This is a genomic window from Nostoc sp. ChiQUE01b (genome assembly GCF_034531255.1).
Classification (GTDB): Bacteria; Cyanobacteriota; Cyanobacteriia; order Cyanobacteriales; family Nostocaceae; genus Nostoc.
This window is the reverse complement of record NZ_JAVRBM010000010.1, coordinates 114,130-135,772: the sequence shown is the minus strand read 5'-3', so window position 1 is coordinate 135,772 and position 21,643 is coordinate 114,130. Positions and strand designations below refer to the sequence as shown.

29 protein-coding genes and 1 pseudogene are annotated in these 21,643 nt (G+C 41.3%); 11 read left to right on the top strand and 19 right to left on the bottom strand.

Translation table 11 applies throughout. The features are described from left to right. Positions 1–33: 33 nt before the first annotated feature. The 3 genes from rsmG to RMY63_RS09755 form a co-directional block, all read right to left on the bottom strand. A complete protein-coding gene (rsmG, locus tag RMY63_RS09765) occupies positions 34–795 on the bottom strand; it encodes a 16S rRNA (guanine(527)-N(7))-methyltransferase RsmG (RefSeq protein WP_322728521.1) in 762 nt (253 codons plus the stop codon). Positions 796–1,020: 225 nt separating this feature from the next. After that, complete coding sequence (locus RMY63_RS09760) at positions 1,021–1,695, bottom strand: energy-coupling factor ABC transporter ATP-binding protein (RefSeq protein WP_322728520.1); 675 nt, start codon at positions 1,693–1,695, stop codon at positions 1,021–1,023. A 698-nt stretch (positions 1,696–2,393) separates the two neighbouring features. Then, entirely contained in the window at positions 2,394–3,275 is an 882-nt protein-coding gene (locus RMY63_RS09755) for an acyl-CoA desaturase (RefSeq protein ID WP_322728519.1), read from the bottom strand. Positions 3,276–3,447: 172 nt separating this feature from the next. On the opposite strand from RMY63_RS09755, the gene RMY63_RS09750 reads away from it, so the two are divergent. From RMY63_RS09750 to RMY63_RS09740, 3 genes are all read left to right on the top strand, one after another. Next, positions 3,448–4,677: a TetR family transcriptional regulator gene (locus RMY63_RS09750; RefSeq protein ID WP_322728518.1), complete on the top strand. Its 1,230-nt coding sequence runs from the start codon at positions 3,448–3,450 to the stop codon at positions 4,675–4,677. A gap of 221 nt (positions 4,678–4,898) precedes the next feature. After that, positions 4,899–5,189: a hypothetical protein gene (locus RMY63_RS09745; RefSeq protein ID WP_229454068.1), complete on the top strand. Its 291-nt coding sequence runs from the start codon at positions 4,899–4,901 to the stop codon at positions 5,187–5,189. Further along, positions 5,164–5,427 (top strand): Txe/YoeB family addiction module toxin, encoded by a 264-nt coding sequence (locus RMY63_RS09740; protein WP_322728517.1) that lies wholly within the window; start codon positions 5,164–5,166, stop codon positions 5,425–5,427. Before RMY63_RS09745 ends, RMY63_RS09740 begins: the two co-directional genes overlap by 26 nt. A gap of 5 nt (positions 5,428–5,432) precedes the next feature. On the opposite strand, the gene RMY63_RS09735 is transcribed toward RMY63_RS09740, so the two are convergent. From RMY63_RS09735 to RMY63_RS09720, 4 genes are all read right to left on the bottom strand, one after another. Next, entirely contained in the window at positions 5,433–5,570 is a 138-nt protein-coding gene (locus tag RMY63_RS09735; protein WP_322728516.1) for a hypothetical protein, read from the bottom strand. A gap of 90 nt (positions 5,571–5,660) precedes the next feature. Next, complete coding sequence (locus tag RMY63_RS09730) at positions 5,661–5,864, bottom strand: PIN domain-containing protein (protein WP_322728515.1); 204 nt, start codon at positions 5,862–5,864, stop codon at positions 5,661–5,663. Positions 5,865–5,954: 90 nt separating this feature from the next. After that, on the bottom strand, positions 5,955–6,377 hold the full coding sequence (locus RMY63_RS09725) for a hypothetical protein (protein ID WP_322728514.1): 423 nt from the start codon (positions 6,375–6,377) through the stop codon (positions 5,955–5,957). A 154-nt stretch (positions 6,378–6,531) separates the two neighbouring features. Continuing rightward, complete coding sequence (locus RMY63_RS09720; protein WP_322728513.1) at positions 6,532–6,717, bottom strand: hypothetical protein; 186 nt, start codon at positions 6,715–6,717, stop codon at positions 6,532–6,534. 373 nt (positions 6,718–7,090) lie between these two features. Between RMY63_RS09720 and RMY63_RS09715 the strand changes: the two genes are divergently transcribed. The 4 genes from RMY63_RS09715 (at position 7,091) to RMY63_RS09700 (ending at position 8,818) form a co-directional block, all read left to right on the top strand. Then, a complete protein-coding gene (locus tag RMY63_RS09715) occupies positions 7,091–7,306 on the top strand; it encodes a CopG family ribbon-helix-helix protein (RefSeq protein WP_416212499.1) in 216 nt (71 codons plus the stop codon). After that, positions 7,303–7,578 carry a type II toxin-antitoxin system RelE/ParE family toxin gene (locus RMY63_RS09710; protein WP_322728511.1) on the top strand — a complete coding sequence of 92 codons (276 nt, stop codon included), beginning with the start codon at positions 7,303–7,305 and terminating at the stop codon, positions 7,576–7,578. The genes RMY63_RS09715 and RMY63_RS09710 overlap by 4 nt, the downstream gene beginning before the upstream one ends. Positions 7,579–7,721: 143 nt before the next feature. Then, positions 7,722–8,417, top strand: a complete 696-nt coding sequence (locus RMY63_RS09705; RefSeq protein WP_322728510.1) for a class I SAM-dependent methyltransferase — start codon at positions 7,722–7,724, stop codon at positions 8,415–8,417. A gap of 257 nt (positions 8,418–8,674) precedes the next feature. After that, positions 8,675–8,818: a hypothetical protein gene (locus RMY63_RS09700; RefSeq protein WP_322728509.1), complete on the top strand. Its 144-nt coding sequence runs from the start codon at positions 8,675–8,677 to the stop codon at positions 8,816–8,818. 187 nt (positions 8,819–9,005) lie between these two features. Here the strand turns inward: RMY63_RS09700 and RMY63_RS09695 are convergent, their stop codons facing one another. Beyond that, positions 9,006–9,185 (bottom strand): DUF6887 family protein, encoded by a 180-nt coding sequence (locus RMY63_RS09695; RefSeq protein WP_100899738.1) that lies wholly within the window; start codon positions 9,183–9,185, stop codon positions 9,006–9,008. Beyond that, on the bottom strand, positions 9,182–9,358 hold the full coding sequence (locus tag RMY63_RS41745) for a DUF6888 family protein (RefSeq protein WP_416212498.1): 177 nt from the start codon (positions 9,356–9,358) through the stop codon (positions 9,182–9,184). Before RMY63_RS41745 ends, RMY63_RS09695 begins: the two co-directional genes overlap by 4 nt. Positions 9,359–9,594: 236 nt before the next feature. Here RMY63_RS41745 and RMY63_RS09690 point away from each other — a divergent pair, with 236 nt between their 5' ends. Then, positions 9,595–9,753, top strand: coding sequence for a hypothetical protein (locus tag RMY63_RS09690; protein WP_322728508.1), 159 nt, complete (start codon positions 9,595–9,597; stop codon positions 9,751–9,753). A 20-nt stretch (positions 9,754–9,773) separates the two neighbouring features. Here RMY63_RS09690 and RMY63_RS09685 read toward each other — a convergent pair whose 3' ends face one another. The 4 genes from RMY63_RS09685 to RMY63_RS09670 all read right to left on the bottom strand — a co-directional run bounded on the left by RMY63_RS09685 (position 9,774) and on the right by RMY63_RS09670 (position 13,201). Next, positions 9,774–10,055 (bottom strand): DUF5615 family PIN-like protein, encoded by a 282-nt coding sequence (locus tag RMY63_RS09685; protein WP_322728507.1) that lies wholly within the window; start codon positions 10,053–10,055, stop codon positions 9,774–9,776. Positions 10,056–10,126: 71 nt separating this feature from the next. Next, positions 10,127–10,471, bottom strand: coding sequence for a DUF433 domain-containing protein (locus RMY63_RS09680; RefSeq protein ID WP_322728506.1), 345 nt, complete (start codon positions 10,469–10,471; stop codon positions 10,127–10,129). A 262-nt stretch (positions 10,472–10,733) separates the two neighbouring features. Next, complete coding sequence (locus RMY63_RS09675) at positions 10,734–11,144, bottom strand: type II toxin-antitoxin system VapC family toxin (protein ID WP_322728505.1); 411 nt, start codon at positions 11,142–11,144, stop codon at positions 10,734–10,736. A gap of 143 nt (positions 11,145–11,287) precedes the next feature. Continuing rightward, positions 11,288–13,201: a DUF1565 domain-containing protein gene (locus RMY63_RS09670; RefSeq protein ID WP_322728504.1), complete on the bottom strand. Its 1,914-nt coding sequence runs from the start codon at positions 13,199–13,201 to the stop codon at positions 11,288–11,290. A gap of 665 nt (positions 13,202–13,866) precedes the next feature. On the opposite strand from RMY63_RS09670, the gene RMY63_RS09665 reads away from it, so the two are divergent. Together RMY63_RS09665 and thiS are read left to right on the top strand one after the other, a co-directional pair. Beyond that, positions 13,867–14,982: a thiamine phosphate synthase gene (locus tag RMY63_RS09665; protein ID WP_322728503.1), complete on the top strand. Its 1,116-nt coding sequence runs from the start codon at positions 13,867–13,869 to the stop codon at positions 14,980–14,982. A 148-nt stretch (positions 14,983–15,130) separates the two neighbouring features. Continuing rightward, positions 15,131–15,343 (top strand): sulfur carrier protein ThiS, encoded by a 213-nt coding sequence (thiS, locus tag RMY63_RS09660; protein WP_322728502.1) that lies wholly within the window; start codon positions 15,131–15,133, stop codon positions 15,341–15,343. On the opposite strand, the gene blaOXA is transcribed toward thiS, so the two are convergent. The 6 genes and pseudogenes from blaOXA to RMY63_RS09630 all read right to left on the bottom strand — a co-directional run bounded on the left by blaOXA (position 15,340) and on the right by RMY63_RS09630 (position 20,241). Next, positions 15,340–16,194, bottom strand: a complete 855-nt coding sequence (gene blaOXA, locus RMY63_RS09655; protein ID WP_322728539.1) for a class D beta-lactamase — start codon at positions 16,192–16,194, stop codon at positions 15,340–15,342. The two genes, thiS and blaOXA, sit on opposite strands and share 4 nt — an antisense overlap. 218 nt (positions 16,195–16,412) lie before the next feature. After that, positions 16,413–17,645, bottom strand: a complete 1,233-nt coding sequence (locus RMY63_RS09650) for a glycosyltransferase family 4 protein (RefSeq protein ID WP_322728501.1) — start codon at positions 17,643–17,645, stop codon at positions 16,413–16,415. Between the two features lie 362 nt (positions 17,646–18,007). Then, entirely contained in the window at positions 18,008–18,253 is a 246-nt protein-coding gene (locus tag RMY63_RS09645; protein WP_322728500.1) for a hypothetical protein, read from the bottom strand. A 39-nt stretch (positions 18,254–18,292) separates the two neighbouring features. Continuing rightward, a pseudogene (locus RMY63_RS41740) lies at positions 18,293–18,385 on the bottom strand (HNH endonuclease); the annotation flags it as partial. Positions 18,386–18,493: 108 nt separating this feature from the next. Next, positions 18,494–19,591 (bottom strand): Gfo/Idh/MocA family oxidoreductase, encoded by a 1,098-nt coding sequence (locus RMY63_RS09635; RefSeq protein WP_322728499.1) that lies wholly within the window; start codon positions 19,589–19,591, stop codon positions 18,494–18,496. A 182-nt stretch (positions 19,592–19,773) separates the two neighbouring features. Next, complete coding sequence (locus RMY63_RS09630) at positions 19,774–20,241, bottom strand: DUF4870 domain-containing protein (protein WP_322728498.1); 468 nt, start codon at positions 20,239–20,241, stop codon at positions 19,774–19,776. Between the two features lie 612 nt (positions 20,242–20,853). Between RMY63_RS09630 and RMY63_RS09625 the strand changes: the two genes are divergently transcribed. Beyond that, positions 20,854–21,603, top strand: a complete 750-nt coding sequence (locus RMY63_RS09625; protein ID WP_322728497.1) for a hypothetical protein — start codon at positions 20,854–20,856, stop codon at positions 21,601–21,603. Positions 21,604–21,643: the final 40 nt, after the last annotated feature.

Here is a 21,643-nt window from a genome sequence, read left to right as displayed (position 1 = left end):
TTCTGTTCTTAATTACGAATTACGAATTACGAATTATAACGACTTTTGAGTAGGTATACCAACAGCGCGGGGAAAATTAGCTGGTGTGTTTGCTACCTTGCGTAAATAAAGGCAATGACGGATGCTGTTACTCAAAGGTGTTGTAAATTGTTCGATTGATTCAATAACGCCACCCAACTGGTTCACAGCATTCTGCAAAGTAGTTGTTTCATCCTCTGTCCAATTACCGCGATAAATTATAGCTAAACCTCCCTGTTTGAGCAATGGTAGCGTATATTCTGCACAGACAGAGGCTGCCCCTACAGCACGGATCAATGCAATATCGTAAGCTAGCCGATGCTGGGGGTGCTGACCGATTTCTTCAGCCCTACCAACAAGAGTTTTGGCATTGTTAAGGGCAAGTTCAGTTAATATATTGTCGAGAAAAGTAATTTTTTTGCGAGTGGAATCGAGAAGAGTAATTGTGCAATTAGGTACTGTAATTGTCACTGGAATACCTGGAAAACCTGCACCTGTACCAATATCGATGAGAGCAGGGGAATAATCAGGGGAGCTCTTGAGCAGGGGAGCAGAGGAGAAATTTGCTGATAACAGAGGTGCAATTCCTCGCAAAGAATCCCAGAGATGTTTTTCCCAGAACTCTTGAGGTTCAACGATCCGAGTTAAATTTAGTTGGCGATTACCTTCTAGAATTAACTCATAAAGCCTTTGGAATTGCGTTTGCTGTTGGACAGTTGGTTGCCAATTGAGAGTTTGCTGCCAGATTTCTGCCATCTCAGGCAATAAGTTTGTCATTTGTCATTTGTCATTTGTCATTTGTCATTTGTCATTTGTCATTTGTTATTTGTCATTTGTCATTTGTCATTTGTTATTTGTTATTTGTCATGGGGCATTGGGCATTGGGCATTGGGCATGGAGAAGAGACAAGGGAGAGGCTTGTTTAATAATTCCCCCTTGTCCCCCTCATCTCCCCCTGCTCCCCCTGCTCCCCCTGCTCCCCCTGCTCCCCCTGCTCCTCTCTCACACCATTGGTAGAGGTTCTTTAACTTTTGATTCTAGTGTCTTTGGGTCTACTGATTCTAGTTCACCGTGGTTAAGTGTCCAGCAACGGTCTGCGATCGCTAACAGATCCCCAGCGTCGTGTGTCACTATTAACAATGTCCAATCTTGTTTCAGTTTTGCTAATAAATTTACCAGTTGCCGACGCATTGACCAATCTAAACCAGCTGTGGGTTCATCTAATAACAGTAAATTTGGCTGGCGAATTAATTGCACTGCTAAAGCTAAACGTCGTTGCTGACCACCACTCAAAGCATGGGGAGCAGCAAAAAGCGATAAATGCTCTAATCCCACCTCACTCAGCGCCTGTCTGACTCGTTCTGACCCTAACTCAGGATGTCCTAAACGTAATTCTTCTAAAATCGAACCACCGCAAAAGTGCCGCTCTGGAAACTGAAATACTAACCCGGCTAATTGTTGTAGCTGTTCGGCTAGAAGTTCTTGTTCCCGCCAGAAGAGTGCGCCAGTAGTGGGTTCGGCTAGTCCCGACAAAATTTCTAGTAAGGTACTTTTACCGGAACCACTCGGGCCAATAATCAGACCTAGCTGCTGGGGTGCTAATTCTAAATTGATCGATTTGAGAATCGCTGTTGGGCACGCTGTAGGATGATAATTTACATTTCGGAGATAAAGCATTTGTTAAGATTACCAAAAAGTCAGCAAATTACTGATTAGTGACACTGAGGGTGTCTGAAAAAATCTGGAAAAAAATTTATAGCGCATTACCTGGATTAACACCTTAATTTAGCAGCAAGAATTATCCACTTTTCCTCCATTGTGGCAGACTAAGCCTTAAACCAATTCGCAATTCGCAATTCGCAATTCGCAATTACGTGTTGTAACGGGGATAAAGACAAGCAGCCCAACACTTGCTGTCTATAGAGACAGGGGACTTAAACCCCTAAACTTTGTTAAATAATGGCTAGAGCAAGCCTTGAAACGTGGAAAAATTACCAATATAGCAATCCGATTTGATTTCTGAATTAATCGTAGAGACTGGGGAAGGTGGGGCCCCTGAAGGGGATAAGGAGTAATGGGGACTGGGAAGAACGAATAAAGGTGTACTGAGTTTTTTTCACGCAATCAAATATGAGTCCTATATACAAGAAAATTTTGGTTGAAGCAAAAGCAAGTTGAAATTAACCATTTTTGCATTCTAAGTAACACATACAACTATTTCAACCGCAATTATTCTGAGAGGATGTTTGGAAAGTCAAAAAAAAGCTTGCGTAACGGTACTGTGTCAGCACATGGGAAACGATCAATCATAAAAATTAGTAAGCCGATTGCAAGAAGCAATCGGCATAACAAATTCATGATAATTTAGTTGCAATTTAGCCGTGAGTTGCACCTTGAGGAGGACGCGAGATAACTTTTTTAGCTAAACCTAAAGTCTGCAATACTAGAATGCTCCACCAAGTAACATCAATTTCCCACCAAGACAACCCAGATTTCGCCATGTGGGGATAAGTATGATGGTTGTTGTGCCATCCTTCTCCATAAGTGACGAGAGATACCCACCAAAGATTACGAGCGCCATCATTAGCATCAAAGGTGCGATAACCCCATAGGTGTGATGCTGAGTTTACAAACCAGGTTGAGTGCCAAAGTAAGACACATCTGAGAAACACTCCGTAGAATACAAAAGACCATCCTCCTAGAGCATAAAGCAGCAGCGCGAAGGGTATTTGCAATAGCAAGAAGTAACGATCTAGCCAACAATAAAAGGGTTGTCTAGCTAAATCAGGGGCGTATTTTTTATAGGTTTCATAGTCAAAAAATTCTGGACGTGGGTAAAAAATCCACAATATATGGCTCCACCAAAATCCTCTTTGAGCAGAATAGGGGTCTAGGTCAATATCTTCTGTGTGGGCGTGATGCTGGCGGTGTCCACCTACCCAAAAAATTGGCCCCCCTTGCAAAGCCAACGCTCCAATGAGGGCGATCGCATACTCTAACCACTTAGGAACCTGGAAACTTTTATGGCTCAGTAGCCGATGATATCCCAGGCAAATACCAATACTCCCAAATAACCAGTGGAGAAACACTAGCAAACCTAATGCTGGCCAGGAGAAAAACCAAGGAGCCAGAAGTGCTAAAGCATGAAATGTAGTAAAAAATACTACATTTGTCCAACTGAGTTGAGGTGAGTTGCCTCTCTCAGGGGCGATGGCTTTGCCAACGCCTTTGGCGAACGCCCCAAAATTTGCGGTCATAAAAATTCCTGTTGATGGATGATGAAGTGATTTACTTTTTATTGGGCATAATCCCACTAAGGATTTATCCACCCTCTCACTAGTTAGTTAGAGTAGAGTAAAGCAAGTATCACTTACATTTGTTATGCTAGCAGAACTCTGATACCCCTGCAAGTGCCACTTGCATTTTTTTATGTCATCTCAACTCATTTCTACTCGTCAACGCTTGATTCAAGCTGCACTTGAGTTGTTTTCTGCTCAGGGAGTTAGCGCTACCACGACCCGCCAAATTGCTGAAAAAGCCGAAGTCAACGAAGTGACTCTATTTCGGAATTTTGGCAATAAGCATGGATTACTTTTAGCTGTACTGGAAGAGTCCGCAGCCTTCAAGGATTTAGGTGAGTCGCTGGTGCGGCGGGCAACACCTCCTGGCAATGTTTACCAAGCTCTGAAAGATTATGCAAGTGATAGCTTACATGCATTAGAACGAGTACCAGAGTTTGTCCGATCTGTGGTAGGTGAAGCTGACCAATTCCCGGCAGAAAATCGCCGCGCACTAGGCAGGGGAGTAACTGAGGCAAACCGTTATGTAGCTCAGTATTTAGCTACTGTAATCCAGCAAGGACACCTAAATACCTATTTACCCGCAGAAAAATTAGCCAGTTTGCTGAATGGGATGATTTTGGGATATGCCGTAATTGAGTTCACCAGCGAATTTCACGAACTTTGGGAGGATCGGAATGATTTTCTCGAAAATTTGGTGGAGTTGTTTTTACATGGAGCCATGTCATCTTCAACAGAATCAGCAATCAACTCCTTACAAGGAGGGTTCACCACCACAGAAGTAGCTGATTTGCCAGCTAATTTAGTTCACGAAATTCTGCAACAGTCTAGGAAATTTGGAGTACGAGATTATGCCTTGGCTTACGTATTATTTGGGGCTGGGTTATCCGCCACAGAAATAACTAGCTTAGAGCGATCGCACCAAATCTACGATACTCAAGGGCACTTCCTGCAAATCACAATTCCCGGATTTGTGCGTCAAGTGCCTGTGAATCAGTGGATTTTGGGCAAACGCTACGGCTCTTTTACCAATAATCCCCTAATCAAATGGCTGAAAAGTCGTAAAGATGCTCAAACAGCCATGTTTCTGAATGATACAGGCACACCCATCTCAGAATCAGAACTTGAGATCCGTTGGCAAGCATGGAGTGAAGGATTATTAACTCCCCAAGGACAAACGCCAACCATCGCCCAAGCACAACAAACCTGGCGCGTAGAAATGTTAATGCGGGGGATTACCTTGGAAAACCTGAGTATTTTTACAGCTTGCGATCGCACCCAATTACAACCCTATGTCCGCCGAGCCAAAGAAAAATCCGCTCTAGAGCAAGCCACCCGTTTGGATCATAAGCCAGGATAGGGAGTGGGGAGATAAGGGGAATAACGGGACTTAAACAAAACTGAATAATAAAAGCTAACCCTCAATGGAACGAATATTGAGACTATGAATCCTTGGTTGTCTCCAGGTGAGCCAAACCCAACTTACAATATTGGCGATCGCCCGTTCACCATTTCAGCCATTGCGATCATCCTAAGTTAAGCTAAAACTAATGTGAAATATAGCACCATGAGGGTTTAATCATGTTAAGTGGCATTAAACAGCAAGTGGTCGTTGGCAAGGATGGCAAAATCGAGATTCAAACGTCTGATTTAGCGGAAGGAACTGTTGTTGAAGTGATTGTTTTGGTTGAACAAGATGTTGTTGAGACAAATGCTAACCAATCTATTCAACAAGATGTGACAGAGTATTTGCTGTCTACTGAAGCCAATCGTTACCACTTGATGACCGCTATTCAAAATATTGAAACAAAGACCAACTTGGTCAGTTTTACGCCTGAGGAATGGAATGAAGAATATAACATTCGCTCTTGAGGCATTTGAACAATTCAACGACTGGGCAGCACAAGATAAGAAAATTCATCGCAAGATCATCACCCTGATTAACGATATTGTTCGTCAACCATTTACTGGAATTGGCAAACCTGAACCTCTAAAGCATGAACTGAGCGGATATTGGTCACGACGAATTACGGATGAGCATCGTTTAGTGTATGAAGTGACTGAAACTGAAATCATCATTTTGAGTTGTCGATTTCACTATGATGACTGAAGCAGTTAACGATCGTTCTTTAATTCATATCCAAACTGCGATCGCCCTTTTACTTCAACAACGTAGACACGGAGTGGCTTGTCGTTAGACATCGCCTCCTGGCAGTAGGAAAGCGATCGCTCTCTTAAGGCAATTGATCTCATTTTGACTAGCGGTAAGTCGTAACGTAGTAGTCTGTCAATAAATAATTGATGGATAAATTTCATGTAGAGACGGCGATTTATCGCGTCTCTTTAACCGTCAAAATGAATTTGACAGACCAGTAGAGCCGTTGCGGCAATCCAAGCATCTTGTGGGGATATTGGTCGTCTTGCGCTTTGTCGATTGGCACGAACCTCTGCCCATTCTTGACAAAGGGATTGATCGACTGGAATGATCAGGTAATTCGATAGGTATTGTTCTAGCTGTGTGAGGCGACGATCGCCCCACTGACGCAAAATTGCCCACTGAAACAGTTAAGTTTTAATTTATACAATTTCTAATTTATACCCAGAATCAACAACACTCCAGCATGATGCAGTTAAACATTAGGGTAAAACAACAGAGGTTTCTTTACCATTGTTGTTTGCACCATTCAAGATTGTAGCTGTATTCTCAGATGGGGATTGGGTGTTGCTCGAACGGCGTGATAATTTCTTGCGTGGCTTGCCTCCCGCCTGGATATATTGCAAACTGTCTTTGCCATAATGGGTTGCCACACTCATTAACATCTTTTCAGAGTAGCCGCGCAATTCTTCTTCAATTAGAGAGAGGCGACCTGCCATTTCATCTATGCTAGAGAGTAAAGTGTTGTAGTTAGATAGCTGGGTTTGCAAGGTTTGGATGCGCCTGTCGTAGTCTGTCAAACTTAATCCGTTGCCAAATTCTAGCGTCGGGCTAATCGATCGCATTCCTGCAATTCGACGGAAAGCGTTTTCGAGAGTGGGTGAACTGCGTTTTAGTCGTGCCATAAAATGCGCTCCTGAAGGAAGTTATAGGATTACTGCATGTACTCTAGCCAATGCAACAATAAACTTCTCTGAGAGATAATTCGGAAAAATTAAAGCAAATTAAGATCGACCTAATTATTTTTAGTGGATTGTACTGAGGTATTTATTAAACTTGTCAAAAAAGTAACATAAAATAAGCAACAGATACTTCAAAGTCATGTTGAGGTACTTCAAAGTCGTTTTGAGGTACTTCCAAGTCATGTTGAGGTACTTCAAAGTCGTTTTGAGGTACTTCAAAGTCGTTTTGAGGTACTTCAAAGTTGTGTTGAGGTACTTCAAAATTGTGTTGAGGTACTTCCAAGTCATGTTGAGGTACTTCAAAGTCGTTTTGAGGTACTTCAAAGTTGTGTTGAGGTACTTCAAAGTTGTGTTGAGGTACTTCAAAGTCGTTTTGAGGTACTTCAAAGTCGTGTTGAAGTACTTCAAAGTCGTTTTGAAGTATTAGATGATGAGTTTTCTTGCCTTAAGCCGATTTACGGCGAAGGCTATTCACCAAACAGTGGACAAAACTACACTCCCAATGAATCAAATCCATCAAGTGTTGAGTAATCTTCACTCTTTTAATTAGGTTATTTTCTCACTATAATACAATGCAGTATAACGCATTATCACCAGACAAAGGTATGAGTACCACAAGTTTCAGGCTCGATGATGACCTTGAAGAGAAGCTCGAAGTGACCGCAACGAAACTGCAACGGACGAAAGGCTGGATAATCAACGACGCTCTACGGCAGTACATTGCACGGGAGGAGCAAAAGCTTAGGATGCTCGAAGAAACACAAGAGGCGATCGCCGACATTGAAGCACAAAGGGTTGTTTCTGGTGAGGAAGTTATGAAGTGGCTTGAAACCTGGGGAACTGCCGTCGAAACTATTGCACCGAAGATATGAAGCTTCAGTTTTCTCTAAGTGCGGTGCAGGACTTAGTACGACTACGAGAGTTCATTGCCGAAAACAATCCGCAGGCGGCAGAGCGAGTGTCGCTTAGGCTTAGGCAGGCCATAGGAAAACTTGTACTTTATCCAGACATAGGCCGTCCTGTCCCGGAGCATGAAAATGTGCGTGAGCTGATCGCCGGAAACTACGTGGTTCGTTACCTGCGTGAGTCAGATACTGTATTTGTCTTACGGGTATGGCACGGCAAGGAATTTCGTGATTTTTAAGTAGGTGCAGAAAATCCAAATCAATTTAGCAATAAGGATATCAATGTCATTTTCCTATCCGCTACCCTCGCTTTAGCACCACCTTTATGGTCAGTTTGGGTAAACTTAGGGGTGTTAAGATAATTACTAAAAAACAAGAAAACATGCAGAACATTATTAATTTTCATCAGGACTTCAACAGATTCGTGGAAGATAGCTGTTGTATTCTTCCAGGAATGCAGTTGCCAATCTCACCTCTTCCATATGTCTTGCGGGAGAAGCTTGTTAATCAAGATGGTCTTTGGTTAGAGTTTGGTGTTGCTAGCGGTCACACCCTCAATCTTATCTGTGAGTATCGGTTACAAGGAACTGTTTATGGGTTTGACAGTTTTGAGGGATTACCATCTGATTGGCGTCCCGGATTACCTAAAGGGGCTTTTAAGCAACCAGAATTACCCCAGGTAAAAAGCAATGCGACTCTCATAAAAGGTCTTTTTGAAGATACTATTCCTCAGTTTATTGCTGCTCACACCCAGCAATATATATCTTTGTTGCATATTGATTGCGATCTTTATTCATCAACTAAAACTATCTTCTCTTATTTAGGAGAAAAACTCACAGAAGGTTCAATAATCGTTTTCGACGAGCTGATCGGATATCCTGGATTTGAGGAACATGAGTTAAAGGCGTTTTACGAATTTGCTCTGGCTTCAGAGAAAAAATTCCAATGGATTGGAATCAATGGAACTCAAGAAACTCAAGAACTACTTGAATACGCCCAATACGGATCGATGGGTGAACCCTGGTTTCCTCAAAATATTCCACTCAAGGAGCGTGTTGCCGTCAGAGTCCTTTCTTAGAACCTATGAACCTATATTCCGCTTAAGGGGAGTGAGTTAACGAAAGGGCATTTTGTTGTAGCGCTTACAAAAAGTAGGTTGTTTTCGATGGTGAGTGCTGCAAGCCTGTCGAAAATAACCCTCCACCATGAAGGCAATTAAATAGACGCCCTTAAAAATATTTTGTAAATGCCAACAAATAACCGAATGTTGGTAAAACGATAAAAATATGGCATACTGACGGTAACGCTAACCCTTGTTCCGTCGAGTTTCGTCATTTGTCTGCCCTGGATATCTTAGCCGATCGCCAATCACCGAAAGTTGGTAAAACGGAAAAAACTGAGCCTGCTGTATCCAGACGCAAGTCGCCAAATCAGCGCAGATATGAGGATGTGCGATCGCGGGAATATCGGCGTTGCTGAATCAAGGGATGATTGAGGCTGACGCGGGGACGCACAGACATGGAGAGAAGTCTGAGCCAAGGCTTCCTTGGATCAGAACTTCGAGAGACGTGGGGATTATGGTTGATGCAAATTCCAAAATTCACATTGAGTCAAGCTGCTAAATTGAAAAAACCCCGTTACTGACATTCCAGTAACGGGTTCTATGTTAACTAGCTTGATTAATACGCCGTTTTAACTCAGCCTCTAATTGTTCTGGAGTGCTGACCACTACCCCCGGTTTCGCTCTCATGATACTGAGGTAATGCTGAAATGCCTCCTCATCCTGGGGGTTTGATATCACATATTGTCTTAATTCTTGCTCATTAAGAGTTAAATAGTCTGTCATCGGATAATGTTCTCCCCATTACTAAGAATTTCTACTTGCATGGTTTCGCCTATCAAAATCACGATTCGGCCTGTCCTCTGATCAAATCTAACCAATGCTATATCTCTAAGCAAATTACTAGCCCGAACGCAAAAGTCAAAGAATGCTTTAAGTTGCTCGATGGTCGGTTCCATACCTCTTACCATTCAATAAAATTAAATCGGTTCATTCGTGACAAGTTAGAATAACATTGCTTTTGTCAATTATAAATTCCGCTGAAAAGTGAAGAGAGAATAAAGTATCAAATTAAGCTAATTACTAAGTTTAAGCAGAAAAGTGAATGATGAGTGCAAAGATTAAGCGATCGCAAAAACGATATTTTTTCCACTATTGGGTGTTCATTCTTTTTTGAAATATCTAGATGAAAGTGATGGATAAAGGATGCTTTCCCCGATCGCTCCCTAAAACAAGAACGCGATCGCTAATTCAACTTATGCCTAAGGGCGATCTCGCCCCCTTGACTAAAAGAGCGATGCCTCCCCACAGTAAGAAAGCGATCGCTCTCTTAAAGCAATTGATCTCATTTTGACCCGCGATTGCCCATTACAATCAAGAAAAGGGAATAAAAAGGATCTGACCTTCATATTCGCCAGACTTACTGCAACGAACAAATAAATATAAGTCGTCAATGACCTGTCCGATTGGAGCCGTTGCAATAACTTCAACAACTCCAGGCATAGACAAACCTTTGTTGATTCGCTCATAAGCATAAACAGTAATCGTTGCTACATCATGGGTAAGCAAGATGCGTTTTTCATTGGCTGCCCACTCTAAGATAGTGGAATCATCAGTATGAATTAGACCTACATCTTGGACACGAACAATGTCCAATCCAGGTAAACGTCTGAGCAAGCCCCGCAATATTGAGCCATTGAGTTCTCATCAGTCAATAGACGCACTGGCTAGAATTCTCCTTGGGGCTGATAGCGATCGCGCAAGCGCTGCCTAAGATTAACTAAATTATGCTGCTGGACAAATTGATTTCGCTGTTGTTGAGCTTTTTTGCGACGCTGCTCTAGGTAATTGTCAATTTCTTGGCGATGGGTGAGATAATATGCGATCGCTGCGTATATCTCCCCTAAACAGAGAACGGGATACTGAACAGCAATTTCTTCAGGTGTAGAGCCGTTATGGTATGTTGCTAGCAAGCTATCGAGAGTAACGCGGCTCTGACCGATACGAATACCTCCAGCTTCATCCCAACGAAACGGTGGAGCGGTAACGTGAAATTCGATTTTAACGCTCATGGGGGCAATTCTTGGATTTGTGGTATTTCTGTCTTCAGTTTACTTTACCCGTTAAAAATCTGACGATTGCTTACATTTACATCAGCTAAGTTTAATAAGCTCCTCGGCGATTTTGCTCGCCTGCAAAAGATCGCTTTTTTCAATTAATCATCAAATCAAGGCTTTCACTGCCTTTTTACGTAAGTCCTATAAAAGAGCGATGCCTACCCACAGTAGAAAAGCGATCGCTCTCTCAAGTCGATTGATTTCATTTTGAGGTGCATTACTTTTTTACCAATTTTCTCAAACTCCTGACTGAGGAATGAGCAGAGGAATTGGGCGATCGCGATTCTTGCGATAAAGAAAGAAAATCACTATCGAGAGTGAAAACAAAACTGTTGGGATAAAGCTCTGCCATTCTTACTAGTTCCGCATCTGCCAAAGAGACTGGCACAGATTGATAGCAAGCCAGCAGTGCCAATACTGTTGTCAACTCCGCATCCAAATTAAATTGAATCACGACTTGCCGTTGAGCCAGAAGTTGAAGCAGCGTTTCCCGACCATTATTCACCCTTTGCAACAGAAACCAGGCCTCTGAAATCACAGCCTCACAAGTTAGCAAAGGTGGCGCAATCTGGGTCAACTGCTCTGTTACCCAGATGTGATAGCGATCGCGTCGATCAATTAAAGCCACCAAAACACCTGTGTCAACAATCACTTGATGGAGCAGAGAATAGGGAACAGAAAAGAAAAAATTAGCCCTGTTTGCGGTAGCGTCTTGCAGAGAAGCAAGGTTTTAAGCCGTATTTCGTTCCATGCCCTATGCCCAATGCCCAATTAATTCAACGGCTCCATAATGACTCTTAAACCTTTACTAGAGAGTGTTTTGAGCATTTCTTTAGCGTTATATTCACTACTAAATACTCCTGCTTGCATAACTCTTTGACCTTGCCAAACTGTGGGAAACGCACCAGGAGCAAGGAATTTTACTAAATCTCGCTCCTTATCAGTTGCAAGTGGCACTACTACGCGATAACGCACACCAAATTGTCTTGCAGAGTTACCACTATGGGGAATACTTGCAGAACTTGTTTGCAGATTGCGAGTATTAACAATAGGAATATTGCGATCGGGAAGTGGTAAAAGTTCTGAAGCACCTGGGGCAGCAGTTTCTAGTATTGGTAATGGCTGCTGTGTTTGATCCTTCATACTTGCAACTGGTGGCTGTGCAACTGAATTGGATGGGGACTCAGGGGCAGTAAACTCAATAGTATTAGGGTCGATCCGCACATAATTTAACTGTGGTGTCTCACGCGGCTGTGCTGGACTGGAAGTTGTAATTATTGAAGTGTTAGTTGATACTTGTCTACCTGACAAGCTGCTAGGAGTAGGAAATCCGGCGACGCTAGAAGTAGGTAGTTGTTGATTGGATATAGGCAGAGAAAGCGGTACATTATTGGCTGGCATTAATGGCAGCAGTTGACTGTTTAATTGCCCAGAAACAGGATTATTTGCTGAAATGCTGTTGCTGGTTTGCCCATTAGTAGTTTCAGGGATTTCAGGAGCCGAAAAGGTGATTTCTCCATTTGGTGGTATTTGTCGTAATACGTTGTTGGGAGCGGGTTGAGAATTTTCGGTTACTAGTGCTGTTGTACCGTTAATATCTACCTTGCCAGTGATGCGATCGCTCACAAGGTTGTTACCAGCAGCAGAAATCACCTGTTTAGCAGCGCTGGCGTTAATGTCGTAGCGAGCATTATTTTGAAATGTATTACCCCCAGGTTCCGATGCACTACCCAAATCTGGCATTGCTTGAGCGATCGCAACTAAACCATCTTCTTTATTATCTTGAATAGAATTATTCCGCAAAATCGGGCGGGCTTTTGCTTGTACGACAATTCCCGATCTATTGTTCTGAATTTGATTACCTATAAGTATAGGAGCGGCGTTTTGGGCAATATTAATCCCAAAACCTGTTTGGTGAAAGACATTTTCCTTCACTTGGGGACTAGAGTTACCAGCAATTGTGATGCCATTAGCTCCATTGCGATCAAAGTAATTCTTGCTAATGGTGGGTGCAGCATTACCACTGACGGAAATTCCATCTTGAGTACTGCCACTAAAAGTATTTTCTGCGACTACCGGATTGCTAGATTCAATCCATAAACCGTAACCACGGCGATTAGAGTTCGTCACCGTTACCCCAGTCAGCAAGACTTGGTTGGCTCCAACAATTGTGACATTTTGACCGCCAAAGCTCCGACTCAGGTAATCACCGCCTCCTTGAATGATAATGTCTTTACCTTGATTGCTGGGGTTGCCTTGAATTGAAATACCCGGTTTCAGTATTAAGGGAAATTCTTCTCCTGTCTCGGCGCTATAAGTACCAGTGGAAAGCATAATTACAGTATTGGCTTTAGCTAATCGCAAGGCTTGGGTAATCGTCTTTACAGGAGCGGATTCGTTGCCATTGCCTGCCTTGTCATCTCCAACACCAGGATTGACAAATAGCACATTAGCCTGAGAAGGTGTTTTCTGATTCAGAGGCGCTGAATTTGGTGTCGATGGAATTTGAGCGATTGCACTATCCAGGCTTATACCCAGGAACGCTATACTTGCCGTTGCCATGCCTACAGTCAAAGATAATACTGAAAAACTAAAAAATAAAAGCCTTGCTGATTTCAGAAACTTCGGCTTTGCAAACAGAACATCTACTCTACGGTACTCAGAAAACACACGATGAAGAATCATATTTAACACGACTCCTTATAAGTAATCATAAATTCTTATACTCAATAGAGAGTATTATGTCGATAATATTACTCATATATTGACCGAGTGGCGATATTTAATACATAGTAATAAATGATATTAGACATCTCCATAAATTAATTGTGTGTTGCCTAAAATAATTTGTAGGCACAATTCATGAATTGTGCCTACGTCATTTTCACTCCCATATCTAAATAGATATAAGAGTGAAGTTAAATATGCGTTATCCAAAACCCTTGTAGAGACATAACACTGCTAGGGACTGTTTTCAAACTCGAAGATCCCCCCTAACCCCCCTTAAGAAGGGGGGAAAAGAAACTCTAAAAGCCCCCCTTTTTAAGGGGGGTTGGGGGGATCTCCAAGACTCAGGTGCTTCAAGAAAGGTTTGAAAACACGCCCTAGTCTCTACATTATTTTCACTAATATATCTATTGTGGATTTTCTGGTGTATTCCCTTTTAGCAGTCCTTTGCAAGCTTGTTGTTTACCATAAAATAGTTGACTAAGCTCAGTGCAAAACTGTAGCCTCAAACTACCCTTATCACTGTCTATAGGAACATGGGATAATTTACCGTAACCCTCACTACTGCCTTCTTTTGCGTAGATTCCGCAAAAATTAGTAAAAACAAGCAAATTAATTAACTTATGGTTACTAGGACTTATGATAATTCACACTTCGATGAAAGCACTAATGGGGTTGTTGTGATGGTCGAGCCATACAGCCAAAAAGAGCAAATACAGCAAGTTGTTTACCGCATTTTAGATGCCAATTTAGATCGTGCTCGTGAGGGCTTGCGAATTATTGAGGAATGGTGTCGGTTTGGGTTGAATAATGCCCAGTTGGCTCTCGAATGCAAGCGCTTGCGACAAGAGGTAGCCAAGTGGCATACTTCTGAATTGCGGGCAGCGCGAGATACACCAAGCGATCCTGGGACTGAGTTAACTCATCCTCAAGAAGAACAACGAGCTAGTATAAAATCGGTTTTGCAAGCTAACTTTTGCCGGATAGAAGAAGCATTACGGGTGTTGGAAGAATACAGCAAGCTAACCCTGCCAAATATGGCTAAAGCTTGTAAACAGATGCGCTATCAGGTTTATACCCTAGAAAGTAGTTTAATGGGTCATCAGCGCCATCAATTGTTGTGGCGATCGCGTTTGTATCTTGTGACTTCCCCTAGTGAAAATTTGTTGAACACTGTCGAAGCTGCACTCAAAGGGGGATTAACGCTTTTACAATACCGCGACAAAACCGCCGATGATTCTTTGCGTCTGGAACAAGCGAGAAAATTACGGCAGTTATGCCACATCTACGGCGCTTTGTTCATCGTTAACGATCGCGTGGATGTAGCTTTAGCTGTCGATGCCGATGGAGTACACCTGGGACAACAAGATATGCCTATTGCTGTTGCTCGGCAATTACTCGGTTCCCAGCGTTTGATAGGTCTTTCTACCACAAATAAAGAAGAAATGCAAGCAGCAATTGCTGAAGGTGTAGATTATATTGGCGTGGGGCCAGTTTATGAAACTCCCACAAAAGTAGGTAAGGCAGCAACAGGTTTAGAATACGTCAGCTATGCAGCCAAAAATTGCTCAATTCCCTGGTTTGCCATTGGGGGAATAGATGCCAATAATATCAATGATGCGATCGATGCTGGAGCTGAACGTGTAGCAGTGGTGCGATCGCTCATGCAAGCCGAACAGCCTACCCTAGTAACGCAATATTTGCTCTCTCAACTCAATCGCATTAAACCAGAACTCTAAAAGAGTCATTGGTCATTTGTCATTTGTCATTGGTCATTTGTCATTTGTCATTTGTCATTGGTCATTTATCATTTGTCATTTGTCATTTGTCATTTGTCCAAAGTGAATAAGCAATACCCAATTCCCCATTCCCCATTCCCCACATATTATGTCTAACGAGATTACGATTCAGGTAAATGGGGAAACCCATAGCTGTTGGTTTCAAACTTCTTTACCCGACTTACTCCAACAGTTGGGTTTTAACCCCCGCTTGGTGGCTGTGGAGTATAACGGCGAAATTTTACACCGCCAGTTTTGGCCCCAAACAAAAGTGCAACCAAACGATCGCTTAGAAGTGGTAACTATTGTCGGTGGTGGTTAATTGATTTGAGTCAGCAAGCCCAAATCCTTGAAGCTACGTCGTGTAATCTCAATGCGGGCGGGTGCATCTTCCGATTTTTGCATATCAAGGGTTGTCGCGAAAAAGTAGACGTTTTTGTTTTGCTCTAAATAACCCACAAACCAACCAACGTTTGGTTTGGTACTCGTTAACCATCCCGTTTTTCCTCGGAGTGTATAGTCTGGAGTTTGTTCGCGTACCATAATGTCTTTGACAAGATTTATTGTCCGTTGCGAGAAAGGCAAATCGCCTTGATATAACCGTTGCAAAAACTTAATTTGCTCTTTGGCTGTAATTTGCAATAGCTGCGGTTGTAACCAAAAACGATCAATGTCTGCGGCGCTGCCAATTTGACGGTTCCCGTAACCTACTTTGTTAAGAAATTGCTGCATCCGTTCATATCCAGCCCTACGTGCCAATACTTGATAGAACCAAACAGTTGAATCTTTAAAGGCTTGACGCAAATTTGTATCATGATTCCAAGCATCAATCTCTCGGTGAATTCCATCCCAAGTGAGAACTGCCACATCATCAGGAACTACACCTGTTTCTAATGCCACCAGCGCGTTAAAAATTTTGAATGTTGAAGCTGGAGCGATCGCAGTTGCATTACGTTGAGGATTGTGTTCATAGATGCGGTTGTTTTTTGAGTCGTAAATCAAGATAGAGCCTTCACGCCCAAATTCTTGAAAGTGTCGCCCGAAATTTGGCGCTTTCACAGCCAGACGTTCAGGAGAAGTTGAAGCAGGTTGAGCCACAACATACATTGCCCCAAAGGTAATTACACTAACTACAGCAAGACATCCAATGACTGTAAACACGAAAGATTGCATTCGGTGCTTTGCATCAGGCCGAAGGAATTGCTCTATGTTAAACCAGATATTTTTCATTGCACATTTAATCACATCACAAGCGTGGTTTTACACTGTAATCTTGCTCATTTGTGAAGCAATTTGTTAGAGTTTATGTAAAAATATAACTTATAGTAAATTGCCCTTTTTGGTATTTTTTGAATTTGACGATTCAATCCGGTTCAGTTAATAATATCATTTCACAAAATTGCGTTTTCCCCCTCTGATTTATAAAGCGATCGATGAAGAGTTCTACGCTTGGCTAATTCTTTACCTTTACGACCAAGTTGCTCACGTAGTTGCTGGTCTTTGCATAACCGATTGAAAGCTTGAAACACTTCATAACCAGAATTGGGATTAACTAGTATGCCATTTTCTTCATGCTGAACTGTGTCTAAAACACCGCCTAAGCGGGGGGCAATTACGGGCTTACCGAAGTAACTTGCTTCTAAATAAGCCATACCAAAACCTTCCATATTATTAGGTTTAGTATCCGATAAAGTCAGCATAGCAAATATGTCGCAAGCTGCATAATAACCTGCTAATTCTCGCTCTGGTAGATATCCGGCAAAGTGGACACGCTTATCTACCCGCAAACGATGCGCTAGAGATTTCAGTTCAGATTCACTTGGGCCTTGACCGCAGAGTATATAGTGGACATCGACCCCAAAAGTTAGCAGTATTGGGATATTATCAATTACTCGGTCGAAACCTTTATGTTTTACTAGCCTGCCGATGGAGAGAATAACTATTGCTGTTTTGGGAATATTGTACGTCTGACGCACGTGAACCCTTAAATCATCAAGGCTACTGGGACTGGCTACATTATTACCAAATTTTTCTGGTCTGATTACTGGGTTGATAATGTGGGTAGGAGTATCTAATCGGAAAGCAGTTCTAAGGTAGTCTCTTGTATAAGAACTGTTACAAACAATACCTTCGGCGCGTTTGAGTGTTAATTTAAATAGCGATCGCAGCACGGGATTGTGTAAAGTACAAAGAAGATCGTTGCCGTGCAAATAGATAAAAAAGCGAATAGGTAAGAAATAGCTCAATAGCAACAGTGAAGGAAAATCATAGCCGTGGCCCCACTCTATGTAACGATAGTGATAGCGAAAATAGAGTTTAATTGCTAGGACAAATGAGCAGACGACGTTGACCAAAGGCTTCAGGATATTTTCCACATAGCCACTACGCCAATATTTAGGATAATACCAGCGATACACAGGAAACTGTTGACTCTTATCAAATACTTGATCTTCTGAGGAACTAGCTGCCAGCACAATTATTCGTTCTGGATCTTGCAGACAACGATTGTAGATATATTCCCCAATTACAGCTTCTTTCGGCAGAAAGATCCGGGATATCACTAGGATATCTGGGTATGCAGCTTTGTCTCTGATTTCGGCTGTTAGTTGAGAAATATGTTCCATAATAAAGTTGATGACTATATTTCAGATAGTTTTTAATATTTACAATTAGGATTACTTTCAAAGCTATCATTATTATTTTATTTCTTTTCAGGACTTACGCAAAAATTGCCGAAAAGCTTAATTTCTCGAACCGCCTTCTCTACGAGAGGCAACTCTTGGAGACGCTGCGCGGTAAGCGAAGCTATGCTGTAGGCTTTACGCCAACGGGTACACAGTAGGCTTCCTGCCCAACAGAAAGCGTAGTAGTAGATTTCTTGCGTCCTCTATTACCCTGAATTTCAAGGAAAGTGAAGTACACAACGATTCGTCTCAAGTCCAGGTAATGCAGCCTGTTTTACTCCTGAACTCTGCTGTAATTTCCTTTACTTAACATGAGAGCGATCGCAATGGTAGGGATAAAGCCACTCACACTTAAAGAATCCACGGGTATGTTTTTCAAAAAATGTTCCTGCATGGCGTCCAGGTGATATGTCGATCCCAGCTTTCGTTTTAATCTCATATAGCCAGGGAAAGGCTACTACTAAAATAGCTATGACAGTGAAGAAGTAAAAAAGCGTAGTTCTAATATTGAGAAATATTAGGAAATTGCTATTTTGATTTTGAGGCATAGAAATGAGAGAGAAACTAATAGCTCATACCATCGTAACCTAAAGCTGAAAATATCGCCAAAAACGCGGATCGATATTATCTGTTTTCTGCTGATTACAGGTAAAACAGAGAGTTTGGAGATTGCTAATATCAATCATTAATTTTGACTTTTGAATTCAGAGCATTCGCGCAGCGTCTCCAAGAGTTGCGACGTGACTTCCGGCGGCATACGAATGCGGGGAGTTTTGCTCATTTATTTTCTAGTTACTAAGAAATCCTTCCAAACTGGGTACGTCTACCCAACTTGCTTTTTGATCCGATTCATGAGATAAATCCATCAACAGTTGAGAATAAATTCCTTCGCGTAGTGATGGTGTAATTTCCTGATTGCGGTCAATTCCTTGCACCCATTGGTCTACTACACGGATAAATGCCGAAATGCGACCATCAGCATAATTTTGGGGAAAAATTAACCGATTTGGTATTTCTATTTCTGTTAGAGATTTACCTGGCTGGGAACCCCAAACACGAAAACCATGTATATAATCTTTTTGATTTTCACTGCCCACTATTAATGTACCGCGATCGCCATATACTTCTACCCAATGAGTTCTTGCTGCATGAACAACTGCACTGATAGAAAGTTGGCAAGGTGTACCATTGGCTAATTCCAGGGTTAATATACAGTTGTCATCTGTATTTACTGCCTTAGATTCCCCACTAATAGGGTCAACTCGTGTAGGAATAGCAGTACTCAGATAGGCGTTTAATCTACGCACTGGCCCGAATAACCAGTGAATATAATCGAAGGCGTGAGAACCCAAAGATCCCAATGCACCGCCTCCTTTCTCTTTATTAGAATACCAATTCCAAGGGCGTGAAACATCAGCACGAGAAGAACCTAACCAATCAATTTTAATTAGGCGTAACTCACCGACATAGTTTTCTGACAATAATTCTGCAAACAATTGCCATGCTGGTACAAAGCGAAATTCAAAGTCTACAGTTGCAATAACGCTTTTTGCTTGAGCTAACTGATAAAGTTCTTTCGCTTCAAATACATTTAAAGTTGTCGGTTTTTCTAGTAATAAATGTTTTCCAGCTTGCAATACGGTTTTTGCCATTTCATAGTGCAAAAAGGGCGGTGTCGAAATGCTGACGGCTTGCACTTCTGGTAATGCCACAATATCTGCAAGTGAGTCATAAGCGTGACGAATATTATGGGATTCTGCTATGGCTTTGGCTTTATTTATATCTCGGTGATAAACAGCAACTACCTTAGTGCGAGGATGTGCTTGGAATCCGGGTATGTGGACTTTTTGACCAAATCCAGTGCCTGCGATCGCAACTCCAATCATATAATTCTTATCCCCATATTTATGTGACTTATTCTTTGTTTAATCTTCTTTGAGAAATCATATCTAATATGTAGTTATATCAAACTTTTTAGACAAATATTTTTCTTCCTGCTTGGCGGTTGCTATTGACTTTCTCACATCTAGCGATCGCTCTTTGGAATCTATTATACTATCAGATAGTATTATCGTAAAACTCTAATTGTAAAGGGGTAACGATAATGCTCACCATTGTAAGCTTTAATAGCAGCAAAAGTCACAACAAAAGATTGTAGTACCAGTTTGAATAAAATTAATGACATCAGTATAATTAATATGTTGTCTAAAGTATTTTTTATTTCATTAATTGAACCATTAGTAGTCACTGCCAAACTAAAGCTAGTTAATACTAAAATTAAGGATATTGTGAGAACAATAAAAGTGTAAAAAGTTAAAGAGATTTGAAAATTTAATGATTCCTTACCTTGTAAATCAATCCAGGGATGTTGAGCTTTTTTAAAGCGCCAAATTATGAATGGAGGTAAAATATTTAAAGGTAAATATAAAGGAATACCAAGAAATACCAAAAAACACAATAATATCCATCCTACCAAAGCTGAGAAATGACACAACATCGCCCATATACGCATTTGTTGTTTAGGTTTTTCTTTCATGGCTTTTTATGTGTAGGTGGATTTACGAGCTAATTCCCCATTGTAATTATCTATAAAAAAGCCAAACAAGAGTTTAAAATCTGAGTATTTCTCGGTCATAATTTACGAGAAGAGGTTTTATTTCCCAGACTATGCCTTCTCCTGGCAGTAGCACAACTTCTACGTCAAGTTGTTTGACGGCAGTTATAGCTATATCTTCGTTATAATTGATTCAAATATGAGTTTTGGTGATGATTGCGATTTGCAAAACTTGAGTCAAGCAATTGAGCAGCTAAGAACTATGCTTGATGCTTATAACACTGCTTTAACTGTAATTGATTCTTCCAAAACTAATTAAAATTATTTTCTCAACTACTGCAATTGTTTATGGTAAAGCATAATCTATTGAAATTTTTTATATTTACTAACACTCTTTGATAAATAACAATTATATACAGCTACTATCATGCATCGTCATGCATATTAGATCATACATTTTGTAGTTCTGTCTAATATTTTTAAATGCTGAAAACCTTACACTATAGTGTTTTCAAGAATTTTACTTGTAGAAATACTGATTAAAGTTTATAGTGATACGGTGTTTTCAGTTCCTTGTCTCGGCAGATTCATAACATGATTTATTCTGGCAAATTACAAAAGTACTTTGCGGGCATTTCTTTGTCTGTAATTTTAGTAGGTGACTTAGTTCTTACCCAAAAACCTGCTTCAGTTTTAGCCGAAACCATAAATACATCGATTGGTAATGCTGTGACATTCAGTTGCAATGATAGTGAAGCGACGATCGCAGCTAAAAATGGCCCCAAAGTAGTTAATGGAACAGCAAGAATTTACATTGGTTATCAGCAACTTTCAAATAACAAAAACCCTGTAACTATCCGCTTCAATAATGCGATAAAAGCATGGTGTCGTAATGATTACGAGACAACAAATGACGATGGTACAGGTTACGGATTGTATTGGAATGGAAGTGATGTTTTATATGGCATTTACTCTGCCACAGGCAGTCAGACAGGTAATGATTTTCGCCGCTTTGCCAGTGGTCGGTGGTTGCCTAGCTATGGTAGTGGAGGCGGGCCAAAAGCCGCAGTTATAGCCCGGATTAATCCAGATAATGGCCAGGTTTCTTATGCCACATTTTTATCTGGTAAAAAGCCAGATAATGGACAAACTAACTCTTTACTTGTCAATTATCTATCATGGAATGGCGCAAATTTGACTGTGAACGCAACGTCATGGTGGAATCCCCGTAACACCTATACAAATTCCATGAATTGCACTGGATCGTCACCTTATCAATACACAGCCACATTTACAGGTGATTTAAGAAATATGAACTCAGCTTCAGCAAATACTTGTAGTTAAAAGGGAAAAATTCAGCTATCAAATTGAGGAAGCATATTGT